This is a genomic window from Cryobacterium algoricola (assembly GCF_004402485.1).
GTDB lineage: Bacteria > Actinomycetota > Actinomycetes > Actinomycetales > Microbacteriaceae > Cryobacterium > Cryobacterium algoricola.
Window position 1 is genome coordinate 23,865 of the sequence record NZ_SOFG01000026.1, and the last position, 23,164, is coordinate 47,028.

The 23,164-nt window shown below is 68.8% G+C and carries 13 protein-coding genes; 8 read left to right on the forward strand and 5 right to left on the reverse strand.

Features of this window, described 5'->3' with window-relative positions; translation table 11 throughout:
* Positions 1-17: 17 nt before the first annotated feature.
* Complete coding sequence (locus E3O44_RS18685) at positions 18-3,929, forward strand: DNA-directed RNA polymerase subunit beta' (protein ID WP_134536647.1); 3,912 nt, start codon at positions 18-20, stop codon at positions 3,927-3,929.
* 134 nt (positions 3,930-4,063) lie between these two features.
* On the opposite strand, the gene E3O44_RS18690 is transcribed toward E3O44_RS18685, so the two are convergent.
* Positions 4,064-4,567: a hypothetical protein gene (locus tag E3O44_RS18690; protein ID WP_134536649.1), complete on the reverse strand. Its 504-nt coding sequence runs from the start codon at positions 4,565-4,567 to the stop codon at positions 4,064-4,066.
* Positions 4,568-5,328: 761 nt separating this feature from the next.
* On the opposite strand from E3O44_RS18690, the gene E3O44_RS19825 reads away from it, so the two are divergent.
* The 5 genes from E3O44_RS19825 to E3O44_RS18710 all read left to right on the forward strand — a co-directional run bounded on the left by E3O44_RS19825 (position 5,329) and on the right by E3O44_RS18710 (position 7,901).
* A complete protein-coding gene (locus E3O44_RS19825; RefSeq protein ID WP_255454425.1) occupies positions 5,329-5,457 on the forward strand; it encodes a hypothetical protein in 129 nt (42 codons plus the stop codon).
* Between the two features lie 74 nt (positions 5,458-5,531).
* On the forward strand, positions 5,532-6,104 hold the full coding sequence (locus tag E3O44_RS18695) for a hypothetical protein (RefSeq protein ID WP_134536651.1): 573 nt from the start codon (positions 5,532-5,534) through the stop codon (positions 6,102-6,104).
* Positions 6,105-6,405: 301 nt separating this feature from the next.
* Positions 6,406-6,756 carry a hypothetical protein gene (locus E3O44_RS18700; RefSeq protein WP_134536653.1) on the forward strand — a complete coding sequence of 117 codons (351 nt, stop codon included), beginning with the start codon at positions 6,406-6,408 and terminating at the stop codon, positions 6,754-6,756.
* Positions 6,757-6,990: 234 nt separating this feature from the next.
* Positions 6,991-7,287 carry a WXG100 family type VII secretion target gene (locus E3O44_RS18705; protein WP_134536655.1) on the forward strand — a complete coding sequence of 99 codons (297 nt, stop codon included), beginning with the start codon at positions 6,991-6,993 and terminating at the stop codon, positions 7,285-7,287.
* Between the two features lie 68 nt (positions 7,288-7,355).
* Positions 7,356-7,901 carry a hypothetical protein gene (locus E3O44_RS18710; RefSeq protein WP_134536657.1) on the forward strand — a complete coding sequence of 182 codons (546 nt, stop codon included), beginning with the start codon at positions 7,356-7,358 and terminating at the stop codon, positions 7,899-7,901.
* 202 nt (positions 7,902-8,103) lie between these two features.
* Here E3O44_RS18710 and E3O44_RS18715 read toward each other — a convergent pair whose 3' ends face one another.
* From E3O44_RS18715 to E3O44_RS18730, 4 genes are all read right to left on the reverse strand, one after another.
* Entirely contained in the window at positions 8,104-8,613 is a 510-nt protein-coding gene (locus tag E3O44_RS18715) for a hypothetical protein (protein ID WP_134536659.1), read from the reverse strand.
* 10 nt (positions 8,614-8,623) lie between these two features.
* Positions 8,624-10,282 (reverse strand): hypothetical protein, encoded by a 1,659-nt coding sequence (locus E3O44_RS18720; RefSeq protein WP_134536661.1) that lies wholly within the window; start codon positions 10,280-10,282, stop codon positions 8,624-8,626.
* Positions 10,275-11,213, reverse strand: coding sequence for a hypothetical protein (locus tag E3O44_RS18725; protein WP_134536663.1), 939 nt, complete (start codon positions 11,211-11,213; stop codon positions 10,275-10,277). The genes E3O44_RS18720 and E3O44_RS18725 overlap by 8 nt, the downstream gene beginning before the upstream one ends.
* A gap of 70 nt (positions 11,214-11,283) precedes the next feature.
* Complete coding sequence (locus E3O44_RS18730) at positions 11,284-15,798, reverse strand: FtsK/SpoIIIE domain-containing protein (protein ID WP_134536665.1); 4,515 nt, start codon at positions 15,796-15,798, stop codon at positions 11,284-11,286.
* A gap of 187 nt (positions 15,799-15,985) precedes the next feature.
* On the opposite strand from E3O44_RS18730, the gene E3O44_RS18735 reads away from it, so the two are divergent.
* Entirely contained in the window at positions 15,986-17,107 is a 1,122-nt protein-coding gene (locus E3O44_RS18735; RefSeq protein ID WP_241976435.1) for a serine/threonine-protein kinase, read from the forward strand.
* On the forward strand, positions 17,107-23,136 hold the full coding sequence (locus E3O44_RS18740) for an Ig-like domain-containing protein (RefSeq protein WP_134536669.1): 6,030 nt from the start codon (positions 17,107-17,109) through the stop codon (positions 23,134-23,136). Before E3O44_RS18735 ends, E3O44_RS18740 begins: the two co-directional genes overlap by 1 nt.
* Positions 23,137-23,164: the final 28 nt, after the last annotated feature.

A 23,164-nucleotide genomic window follows, 5' to 3' on the forward strand; every position in this document is an offset into this window, starting at 1 on the left:
CTCTTCAAGGAGAGAAATTGCTCGACGTAACCACGTTTGACGAGCTTCGAATTGGCCTGGCGACCGCAGACGACATCCGTCGCTGGTCGCACGGTGAGGTCAAGAAGCCCGAAACCATCAACTACCGCACGCTCAAGCCGGAAAAAGACGGCCTGTTCGGCGAGCAGATCTTCGGCCCGTCCCGGGACTGGGAATGCTCATGCGGTAAGTACAAGCGAGTTCGCTTCAAAGGCATCGTCTGCGAGCGTTGTGGCGTAGAGGTCACCAAGTCGTCGGTGCGTCGTGAGCGGATGGGCCACATCGAGCTCGCCGCCCCCGTCACCCACATCTGGTACTTCAAGGGAGTCCCCTCCCGTCTCGGCTACCTGCTGGACATGGCACCGAAGGACCTCGAAAAGGTCATCTACTTCGCTGCGTACATGGTCATCACGGTCGACGAAGACGGCCGTCACCAGGACATGCCGGGCCTTGAGAACGAGCTCCGCCTCGAGATCAAGACCCTCGAAGGCCAGCGCGATTCCCGGATCGCCGACCGTCTCGTGCGCCTCGAAACCGACCTCGCAGCACTCGAGGCCGAGGGCGCCAAGAGCGACCAGAAGAAGCGCACCAAGGATGCCGCCGAGAAGGAAATGGGGCAGGTCCGCAAGTCCCTCGACGAGCAGATCGCGCACCTCGAGCGCGTGTGGGAAGACTTCCGCACCCTCAAGGTCGGCGACCTCAAGCCCGAGGACAGCGTCTTCCACGAGCTCCAGGACCGTTTCGGCATGTACTTCGAGGCCTACATGGGCGCCGAAGCCATCAAGAAGCGCCTGCTGGCCTTCGACCTGGTCACCGAGAGCGAAAACCTGCACCTGCAGATCGCCGAGGGCAAGGGTCAGAAGAAGATCCGCGCCATCAAGCGTCTCCGCGTGGTCAACGCCTTCATCATGACCGGCAACTCGCCGGCCGCGATGGTGCTCGACGTCGTCCCGGTCATCCCGCCCGAACTGCGCCCGATGGTGCAGCTCGACGGTGGCCGTTTCGCAACGAGCGACCTCAACGACCTCTACCGTCGTGTGATCAACCGCAACAACCGCCTGCGTCGTCTGCTTGACCTCGGTGCCCCCGAGATCATCGTGAACAACGAAAAGCGGATGCTGCAGGAAGCTGTCGACGCACTGTTCGACAACGGTCGTCGTGGCCGTCCCGTCACCGGTACCGGCAACCGCGCCCTCAAGTCCCTGAGCGACATGCTCAAGGGCAAGCAGGGTCGTTTCCGCCAGAACCTCCTCGGCAAGCGCGTCGACTACTCCGGCCGTTCGGTCATCGTCGTCGGCCCGCAGCTCAAGCTGCACCAGTGTGGTCTGCCCAAGCAGATGGCACTCGAGCTGTTCAAGCCGTTCGTGATCAAGCGCCTGATCGACCTGAGCCACGCTCAGAACATCAAGGCCGCCAAGCGCATGGTCGAACGTTCACGCCCGCAGGTCTGGGACGTGCTCGAGGAGATCATCCGCGAACGCCCCGTGCTGCTGAACCGTGCGCCCACCCTGCACCGCCTGGGCATCCAGGCCTTCGAGCCTCAGCTCGTCGAGGGTAAGGCCATCCAGCTGCACCCGCTCGTGTGTGCCGCGTTCAACGCCGACTTCGACGGTGACCAGATGGCTGTGCACCTGCCGCTGTCCATGGAGGCCCAGGCCGAAGCGCGCATCCTGATGCTCGCCTCGAACAACATCCTGAAGCCGTCCGACGGCCGCCCGGTGACCCTGCCCACCCAGGACATGATCATCGGTCTGCACCACCTCACGACGCTCAAGGAAGGCGTGATCGGCGAAGGCCGCTCGTTCTCCTCGATCGCCGAGGCGATCCTGGCCTTCGACCAGAAAAAGGGCGAAAACCAGGGCCTCGACCTCAACGCGAAGGTACGCATCCGTCTGACGGACAAGTACTTCGAAGAGGGCACCCAGCCGGAAGGCGTGGAACTCGTCAACGGCCAGGCCGTCGGAACCGTGCTGGTGAGCACCACGCTCGGCCGCGCGATCTTCAACGAGGCCATGCCGGTCGACTACCCGTACTTCGAAAAGGTGGCCGACAAGGGCAGCCTCTCGGCGATCGTCAACGACCTCGCCGAGCGGTACCCGAAGGTGGAAGTTGCCGCGACGCTCGACCGCGTCAAGGACGCCGGTTTCTACTGGGCCACCCGGTCTGGTGTGACCGTCGCGCTCAGCGACATCCTCACCCCGCCGGACAAGCCCGAGATCGTGGCTCGCTACGAGAAGCTCGCCGCCAAGGTGCAGTCGCAGTTCGAGAAGGGTCTCACGACCGACCTCGAGCGCCGCCAGGAGCTGATTCAGATCTGGACGAAGGCGACGGAAGACGTCGCCGAGGCCATGCAGAAGAACTTCCCGAAGGACAACACCATCAACCGCATGGTGACGTCCGGTGCTCGTGGTAACTGGCTGCAGGTGCGTAACATCGCCGGCATGCGAGGCCTCGTGAACAACCCGAAGGGTGAGATCATCCCTCGCCCGATCATCTCGAGCTACCGCGAAGGCCTGTCCGTCGCCGAGTACTTCATTGCTACTCACGGTGCTCGCAAGGGTCTGGCCGACACCGCTCTCCGTACCGCTGACTCGGGATACCTCACCCGTCGTCTCGTGGACGTCTCGCAGGATGTCATCATCCGCGAAGACAACTGTGGAACGACCAAGGGCCTCGAGTTGCCGATCGCGATCGTCGACCCGCTCGGCAACCTGGTTCGCCACCCCAACGTGGAGAACGCGGTCTACGCCCGCAGCCTGGCCGCAGCAGCGGTCAACGCAGCAGGCGAAGTTGTCGCCGAAGCCGGCGCCGACGTCGGAGACGTGCTGATCGAGAAGCTGGTCGAGGCCGGCATCGAGACCATCAAGGTGCGTTCCGTGCTGACGTGTGAGTCTGCCGTCGGTGTGTGTGCGGTCTGCTACGGCCGTTCGCTCGCGACCGGCCTGCTCGTGGACATCGGAGAGGCCGTCGGCATCATCGCCGCACAGTCGATCGGTGAGCCCGGCACGCAGCTGACCATGCGTACCTTCCACACCGGTGGTTCGGCATCCGCTGACGACATCACCCAGGGTCTGCCGCGCGTCCAGGAACTCTTCGAAGCACGTACCCCCAAGGGTGCGTCGCCCATCGTCGACACTGCCGGACGCATCACGATCGAGGACACCGACCGCAGCCGGAAGGTCATCCTGACCCCCGACAACGGCGACGAGCCGATCGCGTACCCGGTGCTCAAGCGCTCCACCCTCCTTGTGGAGGATGGCCAGCACGTCGAGCTCGGCACGCAGATCATCATCGGCGCCGTCGACCCGAAGGAAGTTCTTCGCGTCAAGGGTGTTCGCGCCGTGCAGAAGCACATCGTCGGTGGCGTCCAGGACGTTTACCGTTCGCAGGGTGTGCCGATCCACGACAAGCACATCGAGGTCATCGTTCGCCAGATGCTCCGCAAGGTCACCGTCGTCGAACACGGCGACACCGGCCTGCTCCCCGGCGAGCTCGTCGACCGGTTGAAGTACAACGAACTCAACCGTGCGGCACTCACCGAGGGCAAGAAGACGGCATCCGCTCGTCAGGAAGTCATGGGTATCACCAAGGCGTCCCTGGCGACCGAGTCCTGGCTGTCGGCCGCTTCCTTCCAGGAAACCACCCGGGTTCTCACCCAGGCGGCCATGGAAGGCAAGAGCGACCCGCTGATGGGCCTCAAGGAGAACGTCATCATCGGAAAGCTGATCCCGGCCGGAACCGGACTGCCCCGTTACCGCGACGTCACCGTCGAGGCAACGGAGGAGGCCAAGGCCGAGCGTTACCCGAACCGCATCTTCACCGATGATGCAGCGTTCAACGAGGGCGACCTGAGCTTCGTCGACTTCGACAGCTTCTCGTCCGACGACTTCACGCCCGGTACCTACAAGTAGCGTGTAGTTCTCAACAACGGATGCCCCCCTCACTTCGGTGAGGGGGGCATCCGTCGTTAAAGCGGTCCCGTTCCTGCCGCTGAGGTGTCGCCCCCGCTGCCCGGTTTTCCTGAGTTAGCCTCCGCAGGGCCGACTCAGGAGGCGGGCAGGGCCGGGACTGCGCCGGGCCAGGTGCCCAGGTAGGCGGGGTTGTCGAGATACACGCTGTCCAGGAGCGGGAAGGCCCGCTCGTCGACTCCGCTGATCAGGTTCGCCTGCGTCTGGAGGTCCAGCCGGGTGCCCTGGTTCCAGACAGTGAGGCTCAGGCTTGACGGCTTCTGCCCGACCGCCGTCGCCCAGCCGACCCGCAGGACGTAGTCGAGAACTCCCGGGGCCGTGATCGCGGCATCGTCCTCGACGGAAACCTCCATCCTGGTCTCGATGGTCAGGCCGGAGATCACCGAGCCGATGTCGGCGCCACTGAGGCCGGGGACGGCGTTCAGGAGCGCGGCCGCGGCCCCGCGGCTGATGCCTGCTCCGGAGGTCGTCGGGGTGGGCGCCGGAGCGGCCTTGCCGGCGTGCGGAGAGCAGGCGGTGAGCAGGGCTGCCATCGTCACGGCCGCGGCAAGGGTGACGATCGAGCGGGTTCTGAGTTTCATGTCCGGATCCTCATCGAGTTGCTGGGTAATCTCGGGCGGCCGCGCGTGACGTTCCTCGCGAGGAGCAGATCGTCGGTCACCCGCACGAATCGCGATGCGCGAGATTCTGTCGCCGGTGCACTCGGTGTCATGCATTCCCCCGAGGCCCCGTCAAAGCCTAACGAGATTGGCGGCGGCGGATCAGCGTTTTTCGGTGGACGACTTCACGCTCGGTACCTGCATGTGGCGTGTAGCCCTCTCAGACCGGATGCCCCTCTCGCCTCCGCGAGGGGCATCCGTCGTCACGAGACCCGGTCCACGGCGATGTTCGTCAGATTGTTCCTGCGATCGGGGAAATTGCTGACACACTTGGGTGGACGAGGTCCGGGCGAAGCTCGGGGCCTGGCCGGGTACCGTGCCGAGCGCGCCCGACGGCCTCACGCCAGGTACCTACAAGTAGCGTGTAGTTCTCACACAACGGATGCCCCTTTCGCTTCGGCGAGGGGGCGTCCGTCTTTAATGCCCCGCCGAGTGTCGCCGGCCCGCACCCGGCCGGGCTGCGGGTAAAACAGTTGTCCATCTGGGATTTTTCGTTACTTCTTTTGTGAGGACGCTATAGCGCGCTTCCTCACCGACTGCTACCGTGAGCGACACTGCACAGCGCAGTCGAATGCTTGGGGGCGAGTCATGATGGGCAAAACCAACTTTTGGGACCAGGAACTCAATTCGTCTGCCGATCGTCTGGCCGCCTGCAGTGGCGACGTCACACCAAGCGCGCCGAGGTGCAGAGCCTGATCTACGGCGTCGCCAGTTCCGGCTTCCTGACCGACAAGTCGTCCGGCTCGTTCAATGCCTACTACGAGCAGTTCACCAACGGCGCCCCTGCCGAAACAGAACGACGTCCTCGGTGAGGACCCGGGGACCGGGGCCTTTATGAACGGCGCGGAAGACGTCCACGACTACTACGCAACGAGAAGATGACACGATGACCGTCCTGACCAGGAACCGACCCCGTGGCGGCCGGTTCCATCGAGCGCGAACGACCGCGGTTCTCGCCGGCCTTCTGGGAGCGGCAGCGTTGACCCTGACGGGGTGCGGGATCTTCCCCGCCGGCGGTCAGAAGGAAGCGAGCGCATCGGCGATGCTGCAGGAGATTCCCGGCGTCGACACGGTCTATCTCGGGACGAACAGTTCATACAGCGGCGTGATCAAGCAATCCTTTTTGAACACGCACGTCACGCTCGAGCCGGGCGCGGTCGTCACGAACCTCCCAGCGCTGTTGGAATACGTCCTCGCCGTCACCTGGTCGGCGAACCAGTTGGAACCGAACCAGTCCGTCAGCGTCGGCATCAGCAGCGACGGTGCGACAGTGCCCGGCCTACTGGCCGCCGCGGATTCGCTCGGCTGGACATCGGCGAGGACGCTCCCCATGACGAACTCGGACCTGTTCCTTTCCCTGGACGAGGTTCGGGCGAAGCTCGGGTCGTGGCCCGGAAAAGTGCCGAGCACTCCCTTCGGCCTGATCGAGGTCGCCGTCGCACCGACCCCGGCCGGCTGAGGCAGGAAAGTCGGTGAGGGGGGCATCCGTCGTTAACCCGCCGCCGACCGGCAATTCCGCTAGGGTACGAGAACGTGTGGTGGCTGGGACGGCGCCGCGCGCGGCACCTGCATGACCGGGTGTCGACCACTTGGGGGAGCGACACATGGGGTATCTGCGGACGGGCGAGTCATCGAAGCTGGGGCGTGACGTCCGAGCCCTGTCGGCCATGGCCGTTGCGGTTTCGCTGTTGTCGGGCTGCAGTCTTCTGCCCCATTCCACCGGAGGTACTGTGCAGAGCGATAGTGGCTCTGCGGAGTCCATGGCGGCCATCGTCACGGCCGTCGAAACGAGTTCGCCGGGCATCACGGCGGCTTACGCGACCATCGACCGATCGGGCACATCGCGATACCTGCGTCTCATCGTCTCGGTCAGTGGAGAACAGGTCACGGCCGAGGTCGGGAAGGCTGCGTTGACGGCCGTGTACCCGCTGTTTCCCGCCGACCTTGACCGCATCAAACTGACCTTCTCGACGGAAGGCTCTGATGCCGCGCTCGTCATTGAGACAGCAATGCGCGACCTGGGATTTCCCGCCGAGGACGTGATCAGTGATGGTCGCGTGGCTCTCGTCGAGCGACCGTGGCTCGAGGGATTTGCTGGTTCCGGCCGATGACAGTGACTGGGGATCAGGAGAAACGGCGCCACCGTTCCCGGGCTGCTCGCCACCCCGACGCCTTCAGGTTGACATCGCGTCGGGGCCGCGCCGGGGTCCTGAAACGGGGAAAACAGTTTTCCATCTGGGATTTTTCACCGCCCTTTTTGTGAAGACGCCATGGCGCCTCGGCGCGCCTGCTGCTACCGTGGAGAAGACTGCACAGTGCAGTCCAACACTTGGGGGAGAGTCATCATGGCCAACATCAACGTTTCGTACCAGGAACTCAATTCGTCTGCAGACCGCCTGGTCGCCGGCCGTGACGACATCAACACCAAGCTCGCCGAATTGCAGAGCCTGATCGGCGGCCTCGTCAGCAGCGGCTTCGTCACCGACAAGTCCTCCGGTGCGTTCAACGCCTCCTACGAGCAGTTCACCAACGGCGCCCGCGCCACTATCAACGGTCTCGACGGCCTCTCCAACTACCTGCGCACCACGGCCACCACCCTGTCCGAGGTCGACGCTCAGCTCGCCGCGCGCCTGTCCCGCTAACCCTTCACCGCCGGACGGCCGCCCGCTGCGGCGGCTGTCCCAGTCTGGAGGCACGAATGTACGGAGACATGTCCGTAGTCAGGTCCGACTCTGCGCGCCTGCGCGCCCAGGGTGACGACGTACGCGCCCGAGCCCTCGCGATCAAGGCGCGGGCCGAGGCGATGAACTGGAACTCGGTCGCGGCGACCGCGTTCCGGGCCGAAATCGACCTCACCGCGGACGCCCTCGGCCGTTCCGCTGCAGCGCTCGACACGGCAGCGGATGCCCTGGCGAACCACGCGCGGGCCGTCGACGAGGTGAAGGCGCTGATCCACCAGGCGCAGCAGTGGGCGGGCGAGAAGCTCGACGAGGCGCGTTCGATCGCCGGCAACGTCGTCAGGGTCGTGCACGACGTCGCGGAGAACGCCGTCACCGGATTCATGACCGTGCTGGCGTCCATCCCCGACCAGGTCAGCAAGGTATCCGTCTCCGTGTTCCGGGTGTTCGGCGTGGATGTCGCGCCGGAGACGGTTGCCCGGGCGCGCGACATCGTCCGGGCGGTTCCGAACCGGCCGGATGACGGTTCCCAGGACTGGCTCGACGTGCAGCGCGTCCTGGGCGGCCGCGGCCGCTAGCATCCACCACCGGCCCCTGCCCGCCCACGTGCGCGCGCGTTGTCGGCGCGCCAGGAGCTCGTGGCTTGGGGCTAACTCAGGAGAATTGCCGGGCTGCGGTAGATCGGCCGGACTGTTCCGGGGGCCCGTAGTGGTCGGCCGCGCGTTCTTCCTGAGTTAGCCACCGTGGGGTGCGGCGCGGTGGGGTGGGAGCCGGCGGGACTCAGCCGGCCGGCGGGGTGGGGACGACGCCCGGCCAGGAGCCCAGGTAGGCGGGGGCACTGAGATAGACGCTGTTCACGCCGGTCTGTGCCGGGTACTCGACCCCGGCGAGCAGGTTCGCCTGCGGCTGCAGGTCCAGGGTCTTGCCGTGGTTGCGCACGGTCAGGGTCAGCTCGGCGGGCTGGCTGTCGAATGAGGTCGCCCAGCCGACCCTGAGGACGTAGTCGAGCACGCCGGGGGCCGTGATCGCGGCGTCGTCGTCGACGTAGACCTCGATGATCGCCTGCGTGGACAGGCCGGAGATGACTTCACCGACGGTGGCGTCGCTCAGCCCGGGCACCGCATTCAGGAGTGCCCCGGCGTCGGTGCGGCTGAGTCCCGCCGCGGCACCGGATGGAGTCGGTCGGGCGGATGCCGGCGTGCCCGTCTTCAGGGTCGAGCAGCCGCTGAGCAATAGTGCCGCAGCCACGACCGCGGCCATTGCGCCGATCGAGCGCTTTCGGAGATTCATTTCTGGGTCCTCATCGAGTTGCTGCATAGTCATGGACGCCGACGGCGCCGCCACTGAAGAAGTCCTGGGCGGAGGCGGTGAAATTGTCGGCGTTCGGGTCCCCGGAGTTCTGGAAACCTCCGGCGGTGACCGCATACTTGGCCGCGTTGTGCGGTTCCGAATCGCCCATCACCGGGGGGTCGGCGTGAACCGTGACCTGGTTGGTGGTCGCGGCGTTGTTCGAGCCGTCCGTCGCGGGGACCAGGTCGCCCGTGTGCTCGAACGAGAGGACGTTGACATCGGAGGGGATGTCGAAATTGCCGATCGACGCACCCGCGGTGACGATATTCGTGATGTTGTAGTGCTGATTCACCCACGGGTCCGCGCCCATGAGTCCCGCCGTGATGCCGCCGAGGCTGAACCCGGCGAGCATCACGGGATCGTCGGAGCCCACGCCGGCCTGCACCATGGCATCCTTGACGGCCGCCATGAGTGCGGTCTGGTGCTGCGCTTCGGCGGCGAGGTCACTCGGGAGGTCGTTCGCTGCGGTGCCGGGCGCCAGCCCCCAGTTCTGCGTGCTGGGAATCTGGACGATCCAGTGGTGCACTCCGTCGAGTCCGACGCGTTCCACGAGCCGGATGTCCGAGAAGTCGCCGGTCTTGTCGTGATCGGGGTCGCCGTTGGTGTCGATCTGGCCGGCGCCCGTGAACAGGGAGTTCAGGTCGGTCGGCACGACCTGGCCGATCTTGTTGCCCTGCGCATCGAGGAACGTCTTGGGAGCGACGGTCGGCTGGCCCGTGGCGTCGTCAAAGATGCCGAACCGGCCGCCGCCGGTGATGATGCCCTCGACCATCTGGTCGAAGTTGAGGGGCGGCCAGGGCGCGCCGGTGAGGCCGGACAGGCCGCCGTTGACCAGCGGGCCGAAGCCGAAGGTTGCGCCGGCAAGCAGCCCGGGCGCGAACTTCACGAGAGCCTGTACGAGGTCGGTGTGTTCGCGGGCCCAGGCCTGGAGCGCGGTCTTGTCCGGGGCGCTCGCGAGGAGGTTCGCGAATTCGGTCGCGAGCCGCTGGTTGGCCGCGGTGGCGGCATCCGCCGGCGAGTAGGTGGAGGCGAAGGCGGCCGCGCCCGTCGCGATCAGCGTGGACGAACCGCCGGGGACGAGGAGCGTCGCGAGGAGCCACGGGTTCTTCTGCACCTGATCGCCGATCGCTTCGATGGCGGCCCCGGTGGAGTCGGCGACCTCGGAAATCTGGGCGCCCACCTCGACCCCGGCGGCGTAGAGCGCTGCCGCCCCGGCCGCGACGGTCGCGCCGGCGACGACCACCACGCCGACGACGAACCCGCCGACGAAGTACAGGCCGTCCGCGGCCACGGCAAGGGCCGACTCCGCCGTTTCGTAGGTGACGATGGCCCCGTCCACGAAGAGGTGCAGCACGGTGACCCGCGCGGCCTGGCTCAGGTACAGCGCGGCGGCCTGGAGGATCTTCGTCTCGGCATCCGCCGCGGTGATCGGCGAGAGGATCGCCGACGCGAGCAGGTCACCGCTCGTGGCCATGGCCGCAGTGCGGATGCTCTCGGCCGCGAGATAGTCCTGCACCCTGCCCAATTCGCCGGACAGGGTGCGCATGTCCTCGAACGTCGCGACGAGCGGAGACGTGTTCGTGCCGCCGTCGACCGTGTAGTCACCCATGGGCCATCTCCTTCAGCGTGATTTCGGCGCAGAGCGATGCGAGCTCCGCCAGGATGGCGGCCCGTGTCACCGCGGCGATCGTGATGGTGCCCGAGTCGACGACCTGTTCGGGCGTCGGCAGGCCTGCACGGGAGTCATCCCCGGCGGGAAGCCGCACGTCGACACTGCGCCAGCCCTCGGCGCCGCGAACGTAGCTCAGCACCCGGACGGGAATGCCGTCATCCCGCGAGAGCCGCAGCTCGAAGCCGGCGTCGAGTTCGCCGGCGAGCCCGGAGAGGGCGAGCACCGCGTCGGCACCGCCGATCCGCCGGGAGAGTTCGTCGAGGAGCAGGGGGTCGTGGGTGCGGAGGACCTCGATGCCGCCGCGGCTGTCGGCGAGGGACATCGTCACGAGCGGGCCGTTGACACCACCGACCTCACCCGACGGGATGGCCGTTGCCAGTTCGTTCGCGAGGTCGGGGAACGGCACCACCGTGAATTCGACGCCGGCGAGGTCCCTGGCGGATGCGTGTCCGCCCGCGATCCCGACGTCCTGGGCCCTCGCCAGCACGGAGGCGAAGCCGTCTCGTGCCGAGGAGACGAGCACGAGCGCCGATGCGCGGGTCCATGCCGTCACCTCGAACACCCAGGCCGGGGCGAGGTGCAGGGAGAGGAAGACCATGAAGGACTCGAGGAGCCAGCCGCCGAGGTCCGCGGGGATCGGGTCGCGTGGCACATCCGCCAGCAGAAGGCCCTTGCCGATCAGGCCGTCGAGCGCCGCCTGGCTCCGTTCCGCCGCTTCGGCGGCGGGCAGGTTGGCGTCCCACTGCTGCAGGAACCGCCCCGGCAACCGCAGGGTCGGCACGTGGTCCTGCACGAGGTGCAGCTCGTCTGCGGTCAACAGGAACAGGGGCACAGCCCGACCGGCCCCCGACGAATCGCTCGTCACCATGCGTTTCCCCCGTATGTTCGCTCCCAGCCTAGCGAGATTGCTCGTAGACCAGCGGTTTTGTGGCGTCTTCTCAGTCGGTGAGCGCCACCTGCACCTTCGTGGCCCGGCCGGACTCCACGAGGTAGCCGCGGCCCTCCGGGAAGTCGGCGCGGCTTCCGCGCGGGAAGGCGACCCGGAACAGGCCGATCCCGTCGCTCTCCTCCGGCTGCAACACGAGTCCGACCCGCGCCGTCTTGAGCTCGGAGTGGATCTGCCAGGCCGCCGGGCCGGTCGACAGGTCGGTCTCGACCACGATGAGGACGTTGGCCTTCCTGGCCGCCTTGATCAGCGTCGCAACGGCGCTCTCAGCGGTCGAGCCCTCGAAATCGCCGGCCGTCTCGACCACGATCACACCGGGGCTGCCTGTGACAGGCCACGTCCCCGAGCCGAGGCTCGCGATGAGGTCGCGGGCGAGGGTCTCGGAATCGGAGAGTCCGAGCGCCAGGCGGCTCCACGGGGCGAATCCGGCGAGCTCGCTCCCTGGCCGGGGGCTGATCAGGATGGGATCGTTGCCGGGAAGGGAGCGGGTGAAGGTGCGCACGAGGGTCTTGAGCGCGGTCGTCTTGCCGCTGCGCAGCGGGCCGGTCACGACGACGAGGCCCTCCGGGCTGATCCCGATCGGGAGCAGGTCGGAGTCGGCGACGCCGATCACGGGTCGGTTGTCCGCGAGTGGGCGCAGGTCGTCCAGGCGGATGCGTTCCGCGAGCCTCTGGATCGGCGCGGCCGCCTGCACCCCGGCGGCGCGCAACTCGTCACCGAGGGCCTGGGCCGCGAGGGACTGGTCGCTCAGGCTGCTGGACCCGCCGAGGACCGCGAACTGCACCTCGCCGCCGTCCCGGACGCCGCGACCGGGGGGAGCGTCCTCGAGGATGTCCGCGGGAACGCCGAGGATCCCGTAGTCGGCCTGGGACGCCATCCGCAGCACGATGTTCAACTGGATGTTCGCGCTCAGAACGGTCGGGATGACCCCGGCCCGGTCGGCGCTCACGGCGAAATGGATGCCGACCTGACGGCCGACCGAGAGGAGCTGGGCGAGCGCCTGGAACGTGCCGTCCCCCGCCCGGAACTCATAGGCGTGCCGGAAGTTCGCCATCCCGTCGATCAGGACGAGGATCCGCGGCTCGGCCGTGTTGCCGCTCAGCTGCCGGTAGTCGGTCAGGGTCGAGGCCGGTTCCTTCGCGTACCGGAGGGCGCGTTCGGCGGCGACGTCGACGAGGTGGCGGATCAGTCTCTCGACGCGTTCGGTGTCGTCGCCGGGGATCACGGCGCCGACCGTCGGCAGCGCACCGAGGAGGCCGAGGGCGCCGCCGGCGAAGTCGATCGCGTAGATCTCGACCGGGAACCGCTTGGCGCCGCAGGAGGCGGAGATCGCGAGCGTGCGAAGCGCCGCGCTCTTGCCGGAGCCGCTCGTGCCGAGGATCGCGAGGTTGCCCTGCGCGTCCGGGTCGAAGCCGAAGGGGCTCTGCCGCTGGCGCTGGGGTTCGTCCTGGATCCCGAGTGCGATCGAGGACCCGAGGTCGGCAGCCCCGGTGCCGGATGGACCGGTGTCGACTGAGCGCAGGTCGACGACGTCGGCGAGCGGGGACAGCCAGGGCTTCCGCGGGGTCTCGAGGTGCAGCCCGGCCGCCGCGGCCTGGATGGAGTGCAGCATCAGCTCGATGTCCCTGGGGGTGTCCCGGCGGACAGGGGCGGAGGGCAGGTCGACCGGCCAGCTGTCCCTGACCTCGAACGGGAACTCGGCGATGTCGATGTCGGGCAGCTTCGCCGCGGCGCGGCTGCGGCCGCCGAGGTACCCGGTCTGGAAGTGGATGAGCTTGCCGGGGCCGAGCTTGGCGACGCCGCGACCGGGAGTGGCCGGGTCGAAGGTCGCGGCGTCCTTCCGGCCGATGACGTCCTGGCTGTCCGATTCGTCGGCGACGCGGAGCGCGATCCGGAGGTTCGTGTTGGCGCGCAGGTTGTCCTTGATCACGCCGGCCGGGCGCTGGGTGGCCATCACGAGGTGCAGTCCGAGGGAACGGCCGCGCTGCGCGACGTCGACGATCCCGTCGACGAACTCCGGCACCTCTCCGACGAGGGCCGCGAACTCGTCGATGACGATCACGAGGGAGGGCGGCGCGTCGGGGTCGCCGCGCTTCTCGAGACTGATCAGGTCCTTGGCGCCCTTGTCGTTGAGCAGCGTCTCGCGGTAGTGCAGCTCGGCCCGCAGCGAGGTGAGCGCGCGGCGCACGAGGTGGGTGTTGAGGTCGGTGACGAGGCCGACGGTGTGCGGCAGCCGGGTGCACTCCGCGAACGCGGCACCGCCCTTGTAGTCGATCAGGAGGAAGGTGAGCCGGTCGGGGCTGTACTCGCTCGCGAGACTCATGATCCAGGTCTGCAGGAACTCGCTCTTGCCCGACCCGGTCGTGCCGCCGACGAGGGCGTGTGGTCCGTGTTCGCGCAGGTCGAGCCGCAGCACACCGGATGCGCCCTGGCCGACGATGCCGCTGAGCGTGCCGGCTTCGTGCGGCGGGTTGTCCCGCCAGCGCGCGGTGAGGCTGTGACTGCGGTCCCAGAGCGCTGCGACGGCGTCCGGCGACGAGATCACGTTCTCGGGCTGCAGGTCCTGGTAGGACACGCTCGCCGGGAGGTCGCTCTCGTCGAGTTCCCTGGCCCCGCTGTCCTGAACGGGCGAGAGCAGCCGTGCCGCCACCGCGGCATCCGCCCCCGCGATGATCTCGAGGGGACTCACGACGACCCGCGTCGCCGAGCGCACGAAGCCGACGACGCCGGTGCCGTCCGCGGCGACGTCGACGTAGGTGCGGCAGGCCGCGGGCAGGTCGGCGACGCTCGCCGCGTGCCAGAGCAGGTGCACGCTGTAGTCGGGCCCCTCCTCTGCGAGGGTGACGAGACGGCCGCGGTCCACCTGGCTGTCGCTCATCACGATGGCCACGATCACGGGCGTCGTCGGCAGCGCCCGCACCGCCTGGCCGTGCAGCTCGTCGATGCTCGCGGTTTCCTCGAGGTGGGAGCGGATGCTGCCGCCGGCGGCCGATCGCTCGGCCTTGCGCCGGGCGAGCACCTCTTCCAGTTGCGCGAGCAGGTGGCCGCTCGTGGTCGCGTCGGCGGCGAGGTGACTCGTCGCGATCGGACTGTAGACCGACCCGACGTGGGGCAGCCACTTGAGCCACTGCCACTCGTCCTGGCTGTCCGGGTCGGCGAAGCACGCGAGCACGAGGTCGGACGGCGAGTGCAGTCCGCAGAGCTGCACGATGATCGACCGCAGCACTCCCTCCGACCAGAGCGAGCTCCCGGCGATGCCGATGCTGCCGGCCCTGTCGAACTTCTCGAGCACGGGAACGCCGGGAACGGTGGTGTTCTCCTCCTTGAAGTCCTCGAGAACGGTCCAGTACTTCTCCTCGGACTCGTTGCGGGCGGGGAGTTCGACGTCGATGCGGCTCAGCTGGCCGCCGAGCCCCAGGCGCACCTCGAGGAAGGTCTGGTGCTCGGGCCGCCGGGTCCAGAGCAGGGCGCTGCGCGACAGCATGGCCGTGCAGACCTCCATCGTGCTCGGCGATTCCGCGTTCCTGACGACGGCCTCGCGGCCGCGTTCGATGGTGAGCTTGCCGCGCACGGCCTCGAGGCCCGACTCGAACTGGGCGGTCGTCTCCTTCTTCTTCCGCCGCTCGGTGACGAGCGTGTCGATGTAGGTGCCGAGCATGATGATCGGGGAGAGTGCCACGAAGACCAGGCTCAGTGGCGAGTGGGTCACGGCGAAGAGCACTCCGCCCATCACGAGCGGCGCGATCACGGCGAGGAACGGGAACTTCTGCGGTTCGCCGCGGCGGGGCGGCACCGGCGCGGAGAGCTTCCGGTCGGGGTAGCGCTCGTCGACGCGGGGCGACCTGGCGAATTCGACGACGGCGAGCGGCCGGCCGGCGCCGGACGGGGCGGGAGGGGCCTGCACGGGCGTGACCGAGAAGGTCGTGTTGCCGACGGCGACGACGTTGGCCGGGCCGAGTTGCGCGGCCGCGACGAGGTGATCGTCGACGTACACGCCGTTGCCCGAGCTCTGGTCGGTGATCGTGATTCCGGCGCCGGCGCCGGTGCCGACCTCGATCACGGCGTGCCTGCGGGAGACGGCGTCGTCGGCGAGCAGCACCCGGCAACCGCGGCCGCGGCCGACGGTGTTGGGGCCGGGGGTGAGGCCGAATTCGAGGCCAGCCTGTGGCCCGCTCAGCACCGTGGCCGTCGCGCTCCTCTGGTAGAGCATGACGTCCGTCGGGCGGGCCTGGCTCGGCTGGATCACCTCGACCCAGCATCCGGAGCACAGCCCGGAGGTGAACACCGAGGCAAGGGGATCGAGGATGTGCGGGACGGGGTTGTTCGGATACCGGACCCGCAGGGTCAGCGGGGCGCTGTTGCTCCTCGCCGCCTCCCGGTGCGGTGAGGACCCGGGAACCCCGACCACGAGGTTGCGGGAGATCTCCCCGATCGACGCGAGCACGTCCACGGTGAGGAGCACATCGGTGTCCCCCTCGGGCAGACCAAGAGTCAGCTTGAGTTTCATACGCCCCCCACTTTTACCGCCCAGCGGCTTAGTGCGAGGCTACCGGAGTCCCGGCGCCGGATGAGTGCCGGAGGAGTGCTGCCGCAGGTGCACTCCTCCCCTAGACTTCACGAGGGGTTGCGTGGGCCCTGGGGACGCACTGAAACTAGGCTGGGTCGGGGGAATCGTGGCGAGGAGACTTCCTTCTGTGCCGCCGATCCTGTCCGGATACACCTACGTCCGCCCGCTCGGCTCCGGCGGATTCGCCGACGTGTTCCTCTTCGAGCAGAACATGCCGAGGCGTCCCGTCGCCATCAAGGTGCTGCTCCGCGACGTCGTCGACAACGACGTGCTGCGCATGTTCAACGCCGAAGCGGATGTGATGGCGCGGCTGAGCGCACACCCCGCGATCCTGACGGTCTTCACCGCGAGCATCTCGGCAGACGGCCGCCCCTACCTCGTCATGGAGTACTGCCCGGGGTCGCCCGGCCAGACCTACCGCCGGGAAGCAGGCGCCGTCGCCGACGTGCTCGCCCTCGCCGTGAAGATCGCGTGTGCCCTCGAGACCGCGCACCGCTCCGGCGTGCTGCACCGCGACATCAAGCCGTCCAACATCCTCGTCACGACCCTCGGCGCGCCCGTGCTCGCGGACTTCGGCATCGCCGCCTCGCTGACGAGCCTCGATACCGAGCACCTGATCGCCATGTCCGTGCCCTGGAGTGCCCCAGAGGTCGTCGCCGAGCACACCACCGGTACCGTCGCGACCGAGGTCTGGTCCTTCGGCGCGACCATCTACTCCCTGCTCGCCTCCCGCGCACCCTTCGAGGTGACGGATGCCCCGCGTCCGACGGCCGCGCAGCTCAAGTCCCGCATCGGCCGGGCGAAGTACACCCCGATCGGCGGTGTCGTTCCCGCGGCCCTCGAGGAGTTCCTCGCCCGCACGATGAGCCGCGACCCAGGGCGACGACAGCAGAGCCTGCTGCAGTGCGCGCGTGAACTGCAACTTCTGCAGCAGGGCCTCGGCCTCCCGCCGACCCCGCTCGAGGTCGCCGCCGACGAGTGGGCCGCCGCCGCGACGCCCGTCGACTTCAACAACACCGTCGTGCCCGGGCCGCCCATCTCGGTCGTCGCCGTGGAGAGCAAGCGCCGGAAGCGCGAGTCCGCCCCCGCGGTCTCCCAGACGAACGAGGGCACCCGGTTCAACGGAGCGGCAGCACCACGCCGGTCCGGCGGGTCCGGCCTGAAACTGGCACTGCTCCTGGCCGGCGCGGTCATCGCCGGCGTCGCGGCGACCCTGCTGGTGCTCTCGCTCGCCGGGCTGGTCGGCTGATGGCCGCACGACCGCTGACCGGGCTACGGAACCCGGCGCGCACGCCCTGGCCCGGTTGGGTCAGGATCGTCGCCGTCGCGGCATCCGCCACCCTGCTCGTCGGTGCCGCGGTCGTCGCGAACGGTTTCGACGTGAAGCAGACGCCGGTGAGTGACAGCTCGGTCTGGGCGCTGCAGAACGGCACCGGGAACCGTTATGCGCGGGTGAATACCGACCTCGGCGAGCTCGACACCGTGAAGACCGTGCGCAGCCCGAGCACCCTCGTGCAGACGGCCTCGAACGTGCTGCTCTTCGCCCAGAACAACGAGAAGGTGGTCGACGTCAGCCTGGCCGACCCGCTCGACCTCAGCGACACCTCGCCCGAATACCAGAACACCCCCTCGGGGACCGTGAGCGTCGTCTCGTCCGGCGACTGGGTCGGCTACCTCACGAGCAACGGCGACGTCTACACCGCGCACGGCGGGGCCGACGCCGCCTCCGCCCCGGCCCGGTTCGACCCATACGCCGGGGACGCCGTCGTGGCGGGGGAGAGCCGCCCGGTCTACCGGTCAGACGCGATCGCAATCGGGAGCGACGGGGTCCTCTCCAGTTACTCGGGTGCGACGACGAGCGTCGTGCGTTTCTCGATCGGCACCGGGAAGGTCGACGGCACCGACCCCGTCACCGACGGGCCCACCGAAGCCGGCTCGCAGCTGACCGTCGTCGGCAGCACCTGGGCGCTCCTGAACGCCGCGGGCGACCGGCTCTGGTTGCGGGGCCGCGACCAGCCCGTCACAACGGATGCCTCAGCGCGCGCCGTGCTGCAGCGCCCCTCCCCGGCAGGCGACATCGTCTACCTCGCCGACGAGGCCGGCCTCGCCGGTTTCGCCCTCTCCGACGGGGCCCGCTCGAGCGCTGACCTCGGCGGCAGCGGCACCCTCGGTATCCCGGCCGCACCGACCGCGTTCGATGGCTCCGTGTACGCGGCCTGGCTGCCGTCCACGGGCACGGCGGGCACGCTCTGGAGCAGCACGGCCGGCGCCCGGCCGCTCTCCTACGGTGCCGCGACCGCCAACGGCGACCCGGCCCCGGTGTTCCAGGCCACCGGCAGCCGGATGATCCTCAACGACACCCAGAGCGGCTGGGTCTGGACAATTCCCGACGGTTCGCTCGTGCCGAGTTCCCAGGACTGGGGCCTCGCATCGCAGAACGAGCCGAAGCAGAGCTCGGACGTGGAGAAGGCATCCGTCGTGGTGGACCCGAAGGCGCCCGTCGCCGAGCCGGACAGCTTCGGGGTGCGCGCGGGCTCACTCGTGCAGCTGCCGGTGCTGCTCAACGACCATGACGCCAACGAGGACGTGCTGACCATCGCCCCCGCCCTCGTCACGGGGCTGAACCCGGACTTCGGCACTCTCAGCATCACCGACCAGGGCCAGTCGCTCGCGGTGCAGGTCGCGCCGGGCGCCCAGGGCACCGCGACCTTCAGCTACGGCGTGACCGACGGCACCCGCGTCGACGGGCTCGATTCCCCGCCGACCACGGTGACCCTCACCGTGCACGAGGCGAGTGTCAACGCCGCCCCGGTCTGGTGCGGCACGACAGGGTGCCTGCGCGACTGGCCGGCCCCCGAGGTGCAACCGGGCGGCATGGTCAGCGTCTCCGTGCTCCCTGGCTGGGTCGACCCGGACGGCGACCCCCTCTTCGTGAGCGAGGCGACCGACACCACCGGGATCGGGTCGGTCAGCGCGACGCCGGACGGCACCCTCGTCTTCAAGCACCCCAACCCTGCGGACTCGAGCCTGCAGCCGGTCTCGATCGACGTGCGGGTGTCCGACGTCTACGGTGCCACCGCGACCAAGGCCCTCCAGATCCAGGTCACGCCCGCCCCGAAACTGAGCGTGCGCCCCTTCGCGCTGCTGGCGGCCGTCGGCGAGCGCATCACCGTCGACCCGGCCGCGCACATCGACGGCTCGGCCGGCGCCGTCCAGATCACCTCCGTCACGACACCCCCGAGCACGGAAGGGGTCACCCAGGCCGTCAACACCGGCGGCGGCAGCTTCGATTTCTCGGCCGACAGGCCCGGCAGCTACCTGGTCAGCATGACCGTGGCGGATGCGCTCAGCACCGTGGTCTCGCTCGTGCGGATCACCGTGGTCGCCCCGGACACCACCCCGCTGACCACCTCACCGGTCTCGGTCTTCGTGCGTCCCAAGATCGACACGAGCGTCGACGTCTTCACGGCCGTCTCGAACCCGGCCGGCCGGATCCTGCTACTGAGCGATGCCCTGCCCGAGCGCGCGGCCGGTGCGACGCTCGACGTCGACGTCGTCGGCCAGACCATCCTGCGCGTGCGCGGAACCAGCGCCACCGAGCAGCCGGGCCAGATCGGTGTCGTGCGCTACACCGTCTCCGACGGCACCGGCAACCCGGCGGCGACCGTGCGCGGGCAGGCGACGGTCTACCTGCTGCCCCCCTCCGTCCCACAGGCGCCGATCGCCGTCGCCGATCGGGTCGTCGTGCGTGCGGGCGCGCAGATCGACATCCCGGTGCTGAACAACGACGTCGCCCCCGACGGCAACGTCGTGATGCTCAACGCCGAGTCGATCGACAACCCCTCGGGGAAGGGTCTCGCCTTCGCCGCCGGCTCGGTCCTGCGCTACCTCGCCCCCGAGGAGGCCGGAAGCTACGAACTGCGGTACGGCATCTACATCGCCGGCTCGGCCGAGCTCGTCGACAGCGCCACCGTGACCGTCGAGGTGCTCGCCGACGGCCGGAACCGTGCTCCCCTGCCCCGGGTGCTCACCGGTCGGGTACTCTCCGGCGAGAGCGTAGAGATCCCCTTCGACAGCTTCGGCGTCGACCCGGACGGCGACTCCGTGCTGCTCGATCGGGTGATGACGCAGCCACCGAGCGGAACCGCAGCGGTGACCGCAGCGGGCAACGCGATCGTCTACACGAGCGTGGCCGGCTTCAACGGGCCGGTGCAGTTCACCTACCGGGTGCGCGACGCCGCGGGGGAGACCGCAACCGCCCTCGTGCGCATCGGCGTGCTCGACCAGCGGGCCAACCCGCGGCCGATCACCTTCAGCGACTACGTCGAGGTCGAGGCCGGCGCCACCAACCAGGTCGTCGTCTCGCCGACCGGCAATGACATCGAACCGGCGGGGGCCGCGCTGACCCTCGGCGCGGTCACCCCGGACGCCCCGGCGGACACGGCCGAATTCGCGGCCTTGTCCGAACGGATCGGCGCCGTGACAGGCAACACGGTCGTCCTCACCGCCGGCCTGCAACAGGGCACGATGACCTTCGTCTACTCGGTGACGAACCCGAACGGCGACATCGGGCTCGGCCTGATCGTGATGAAGGTCGTGCGGGCATCCGTGCCGGACTACCCGGTCGTCACCGACACGCTGATCGCCACGGAGCAGCGCTCGAAGCTGCCGGCGGGCATCGACGTCGTCACGGGGAAGGTGTCCTGGGCCTCCGGTGACGTGGGCGGCCTGACCCTCGCGCTCTGGGGAGACGCCCACGGCCTCACCGTCTCCGGCTGGACGATCAAGGGCACCGCTCCGGACTCCGGCTTCCTGGTGCCGTTCTCCCTCACCGGCACGAACTTCAACGGGGTGGTCGTCACGACGTACGGCTTCCTGCGCCTGCCGGCCAAAGACGCGGTCATCCTCGCGCTCAACCGCGGCGATGCGACGCAGAAGGTGAAGGAAGGGGCCTCCGTCAGCTTCGACCTCGCGAAGCTCGTGACCATCCCGGAGGGAACGACCCTCGAGATCGACGGCGGCAACGTTGCGGCCTCCGGGCAGCGCACCGCGGCGACCTGCCGCGTCGAGGGTGGCACCACCCTGACATACACGGCGGGCGCCGGAGCACCCTGGACGGACACCTGCAGCATCCCCGCACGGATCAGCGGCCAGGCCGAATTCACCGAACTCGTCGTGCCGGTCGAGGTCGAACCGCTCGACCCGCAGCCTGTGCTGCGCAGCGCCTCGCTGACGCAGAGCCCCGGGTCTGCCGCGATCACGTTCGACCTCACCCAGATGGCGACCTGGACCGGGCACACCGACCTGTCCCCGCTCGCCTTCACCGTCGGCTCGGCCGGCAGCCTCTTCACGGTGGCGAAGACCGGCTCCACCCTCTCGATCACGACCGCGGACACCGCGCCCCCCGGCAGCGAGGTCGCCGTCGCCGTGAGCCTCAGCAGCAACCCCCAGACCCCGGCCGCCGTGCTCTCGCTCAAGGTCGGGCCGGCGCCGAGCGCCCTGCCGAAGGGCGGAACCACCTCGAGCGAGTGCTCCCAGTCGAAGGGGTCGAGCTGCTCGATCGACGTGATCGGCACGGCCGGCGAGGTCAACCTGTACGCGTCGACGGCGCTGACGCTCGTCTCGGTCGGGTCGGCCACGTGCGCCGGCGTCTCCTTCTCGGTCGCGGATGCCCGCCACGTCACGGCCGCCTGGGCGGCGGACGCCGCGGGCGGCAGCTGCCAGACGAGCTTCGTCGTGCGGGACGCCCAGGGCAGGGACAGCGCGGGGGAACGCAACGGCTCCGTCACGGTCGACCTGCACGGCTTCCCCAAGTCCCCGAACTCGGTCACCCAGGCCGATTACAAGGACCGTTCGATCACCCTCGTCGTGTCCCCGGGCGCGGCCGCGGTGGCCTACCCGCCGCTCACGGGCTTCACCATCACGCAGAACGGCCAAACGGTCGGCAGCTGCGACGCCTCCGGGCGCTGTGGCCCGATCGCGACGGCCGCGAACGGCGCGCGGCTCGGCTACGAGGCCCGTTCGGTCAACGCCGAGGGCACGTCGACCGGGAGCGTGTCCGTCACGGCCTGGTCGTACGCGAACCCCGGCCTCGGGGACGTCACGGCCGCAACCGTCTACGACCGGGGGATCACCTCGGACACCGCCGGCGCCGTGAACGTCACGATCGGCAACTCGGACGAGTCGACCAACCGCTACGACGTCAACGGCCACCAGTACCCGCGGGGCGCCGGAGCGACCACCGCCCTGACCCTGACCCTTCCGGTCGGCGATCAGTCGGTCGTGGTGACCCCGTTGAGCGCGTACATGCCGCCGCTGACCAACGGGCCGGCCACGGCAGCCATCTCGACGCCCGTGAGTGTCGCGGGCAAGCCGCTCGTCACGAGCGTCGGCACCGTCACCGCCACCAAGACGACGCTCACGGTCTCCGGCTACGCCGTGGACCCGAACTCGAGCACGAAACCGCTGAAGTACCTCTTCCTTCCCTACGACCGCGGGCAGCCGCCCGCTTGCCCCGCGGCCGCCGGGGACCTCGGCTACGAGGGTGCGGCAACGATGACCGGGCTGACGGAGAACGCCACGTACGACGTCGAACTCTGCGCCTCCAACGGTTTCGGTGTGGTCTCTGCCATCGTCACCGCCGACAGCGGCCCCGTGCTGACCTGGTCTGAGCCCAAGGCGCCTGGCGACGGCACATACACCTACGCTGTGACGACCGCCAAGGGCGGCGGGAAGTACACGATCACCAGCGAACCCACCTCCGCGGTCGCCCCGCCGGCCAAGTTCGTGCCGGTGTTCTCCCGGATTCCCGACACCTGGGGCGCCGACCCGGTGATCACCGTCAAGTACTGCCTCGAGACCCGCGCGGACCGCTGCGGCCCGGAATCCGCCGTGACCGCGTTCGCCCCCACGCGCGCCTGGCAGGCAAGCATCGAGGACCTCACGGTCGCGAGCTGCACCGCCAAGGGCGCCCTCAAGCTCAAGGTCGCTGGACCGGGCACCGCGACCGCAGTGGGCACGGCGACGGTCTTCTGGTACTACACCCCGCCGGCGCCGGACCCCGTTCCCACGACGAGCCCGACCGCGGCGCCGCCGACGACGCCGAAGGAAGGCACCTGGGCCAAGGCCACCGGCGCCCAGGTTCCTGCGGGCGCGACCAAGGTGCGGAACGTGACCGGGACCGTCACCTGGAGCGGAGCCTCGACCTCGGGGCTCGACCCCTTCACTCTCAGCACCGGAACCGACGCACGACCCGGCACCGAGACAACCTGCAACTAGACACCCTGCAATCAGATCGAGGAAACGA

Bases quoted from the DNA above. Each gene is read 5' to 3' on its own strand.
- E3O44_RS18730 (WP_134536665.1), bottom strand. From the start codon at position 15,798: ATGAAACTCAAGCTGACTCTTGGTCTGCCCGAGGGGGACACCGATGTG.
- E3O44_RS18725 (WP_134536663.1), bottom strand. From the start codon at position 11,213: ATGGTGACGAGCGATTCGTCGGGGGCCGGTCGGGCTGTGCCCCTGTTC.
- E3O44_RS18715 (WP_134536659.1), bottom strand. From the start codon at position 8,613: ATGAATCTCCGAAAGCGCTCGATCGGCGCAATGGCCGCGGTCGTGGCT.
- E3O44_RS18720 (WP_134536661.1), bottom strand. From the start codon at position 10,282: ATGGGTGACTACACGGTCGACGGCGGCACGAACACGTCTCCGCTCGTC.
- E3O44_RS18705 (WP_134536655.1), top strand. From the start codon at position 6,991: ATGGCCAACATCAACGTTTCGTACCAGGAACTCAATTCGTCTGCAGAC.
- E3O44_RS18740 (WP_134536669.1), top strand. From the start codon at position 17,107: ATGGCCGCACGACCGCTGACCGGGCTACGGAACCCGGCGCGCACGCCC.
- E3O44_RS18695 (WP_134536651.1), top strand. From the start codon at position 5,532: ATGACCGTCCTGACCAGGAACCGACCCCGTGGCGGCCGGTTCCATCGA.
- E3O44_RS18700 (WP_134536653.1), top strand. From the start codon at position 6,406: ATGGCGGCCATCGTCACGGCCGTCGAAACGAGTTCGCCGGGCATCACG.
- E3O44_RS18690 (WP_134536649.1), bottom strand. From the start codon at position 4,567: ATGAAACTCAGAACCCGCTCGATCGTCACCCTTGCCGCGGCCGTGACG.
- E3O44_RS18710 (WP_134536657.1), top strand. From the start codon at position 7,356: ATGTCCGTAGTCAGGTCCGACTCTGCGCGCCTGCGCGCCCAGGGTGAC.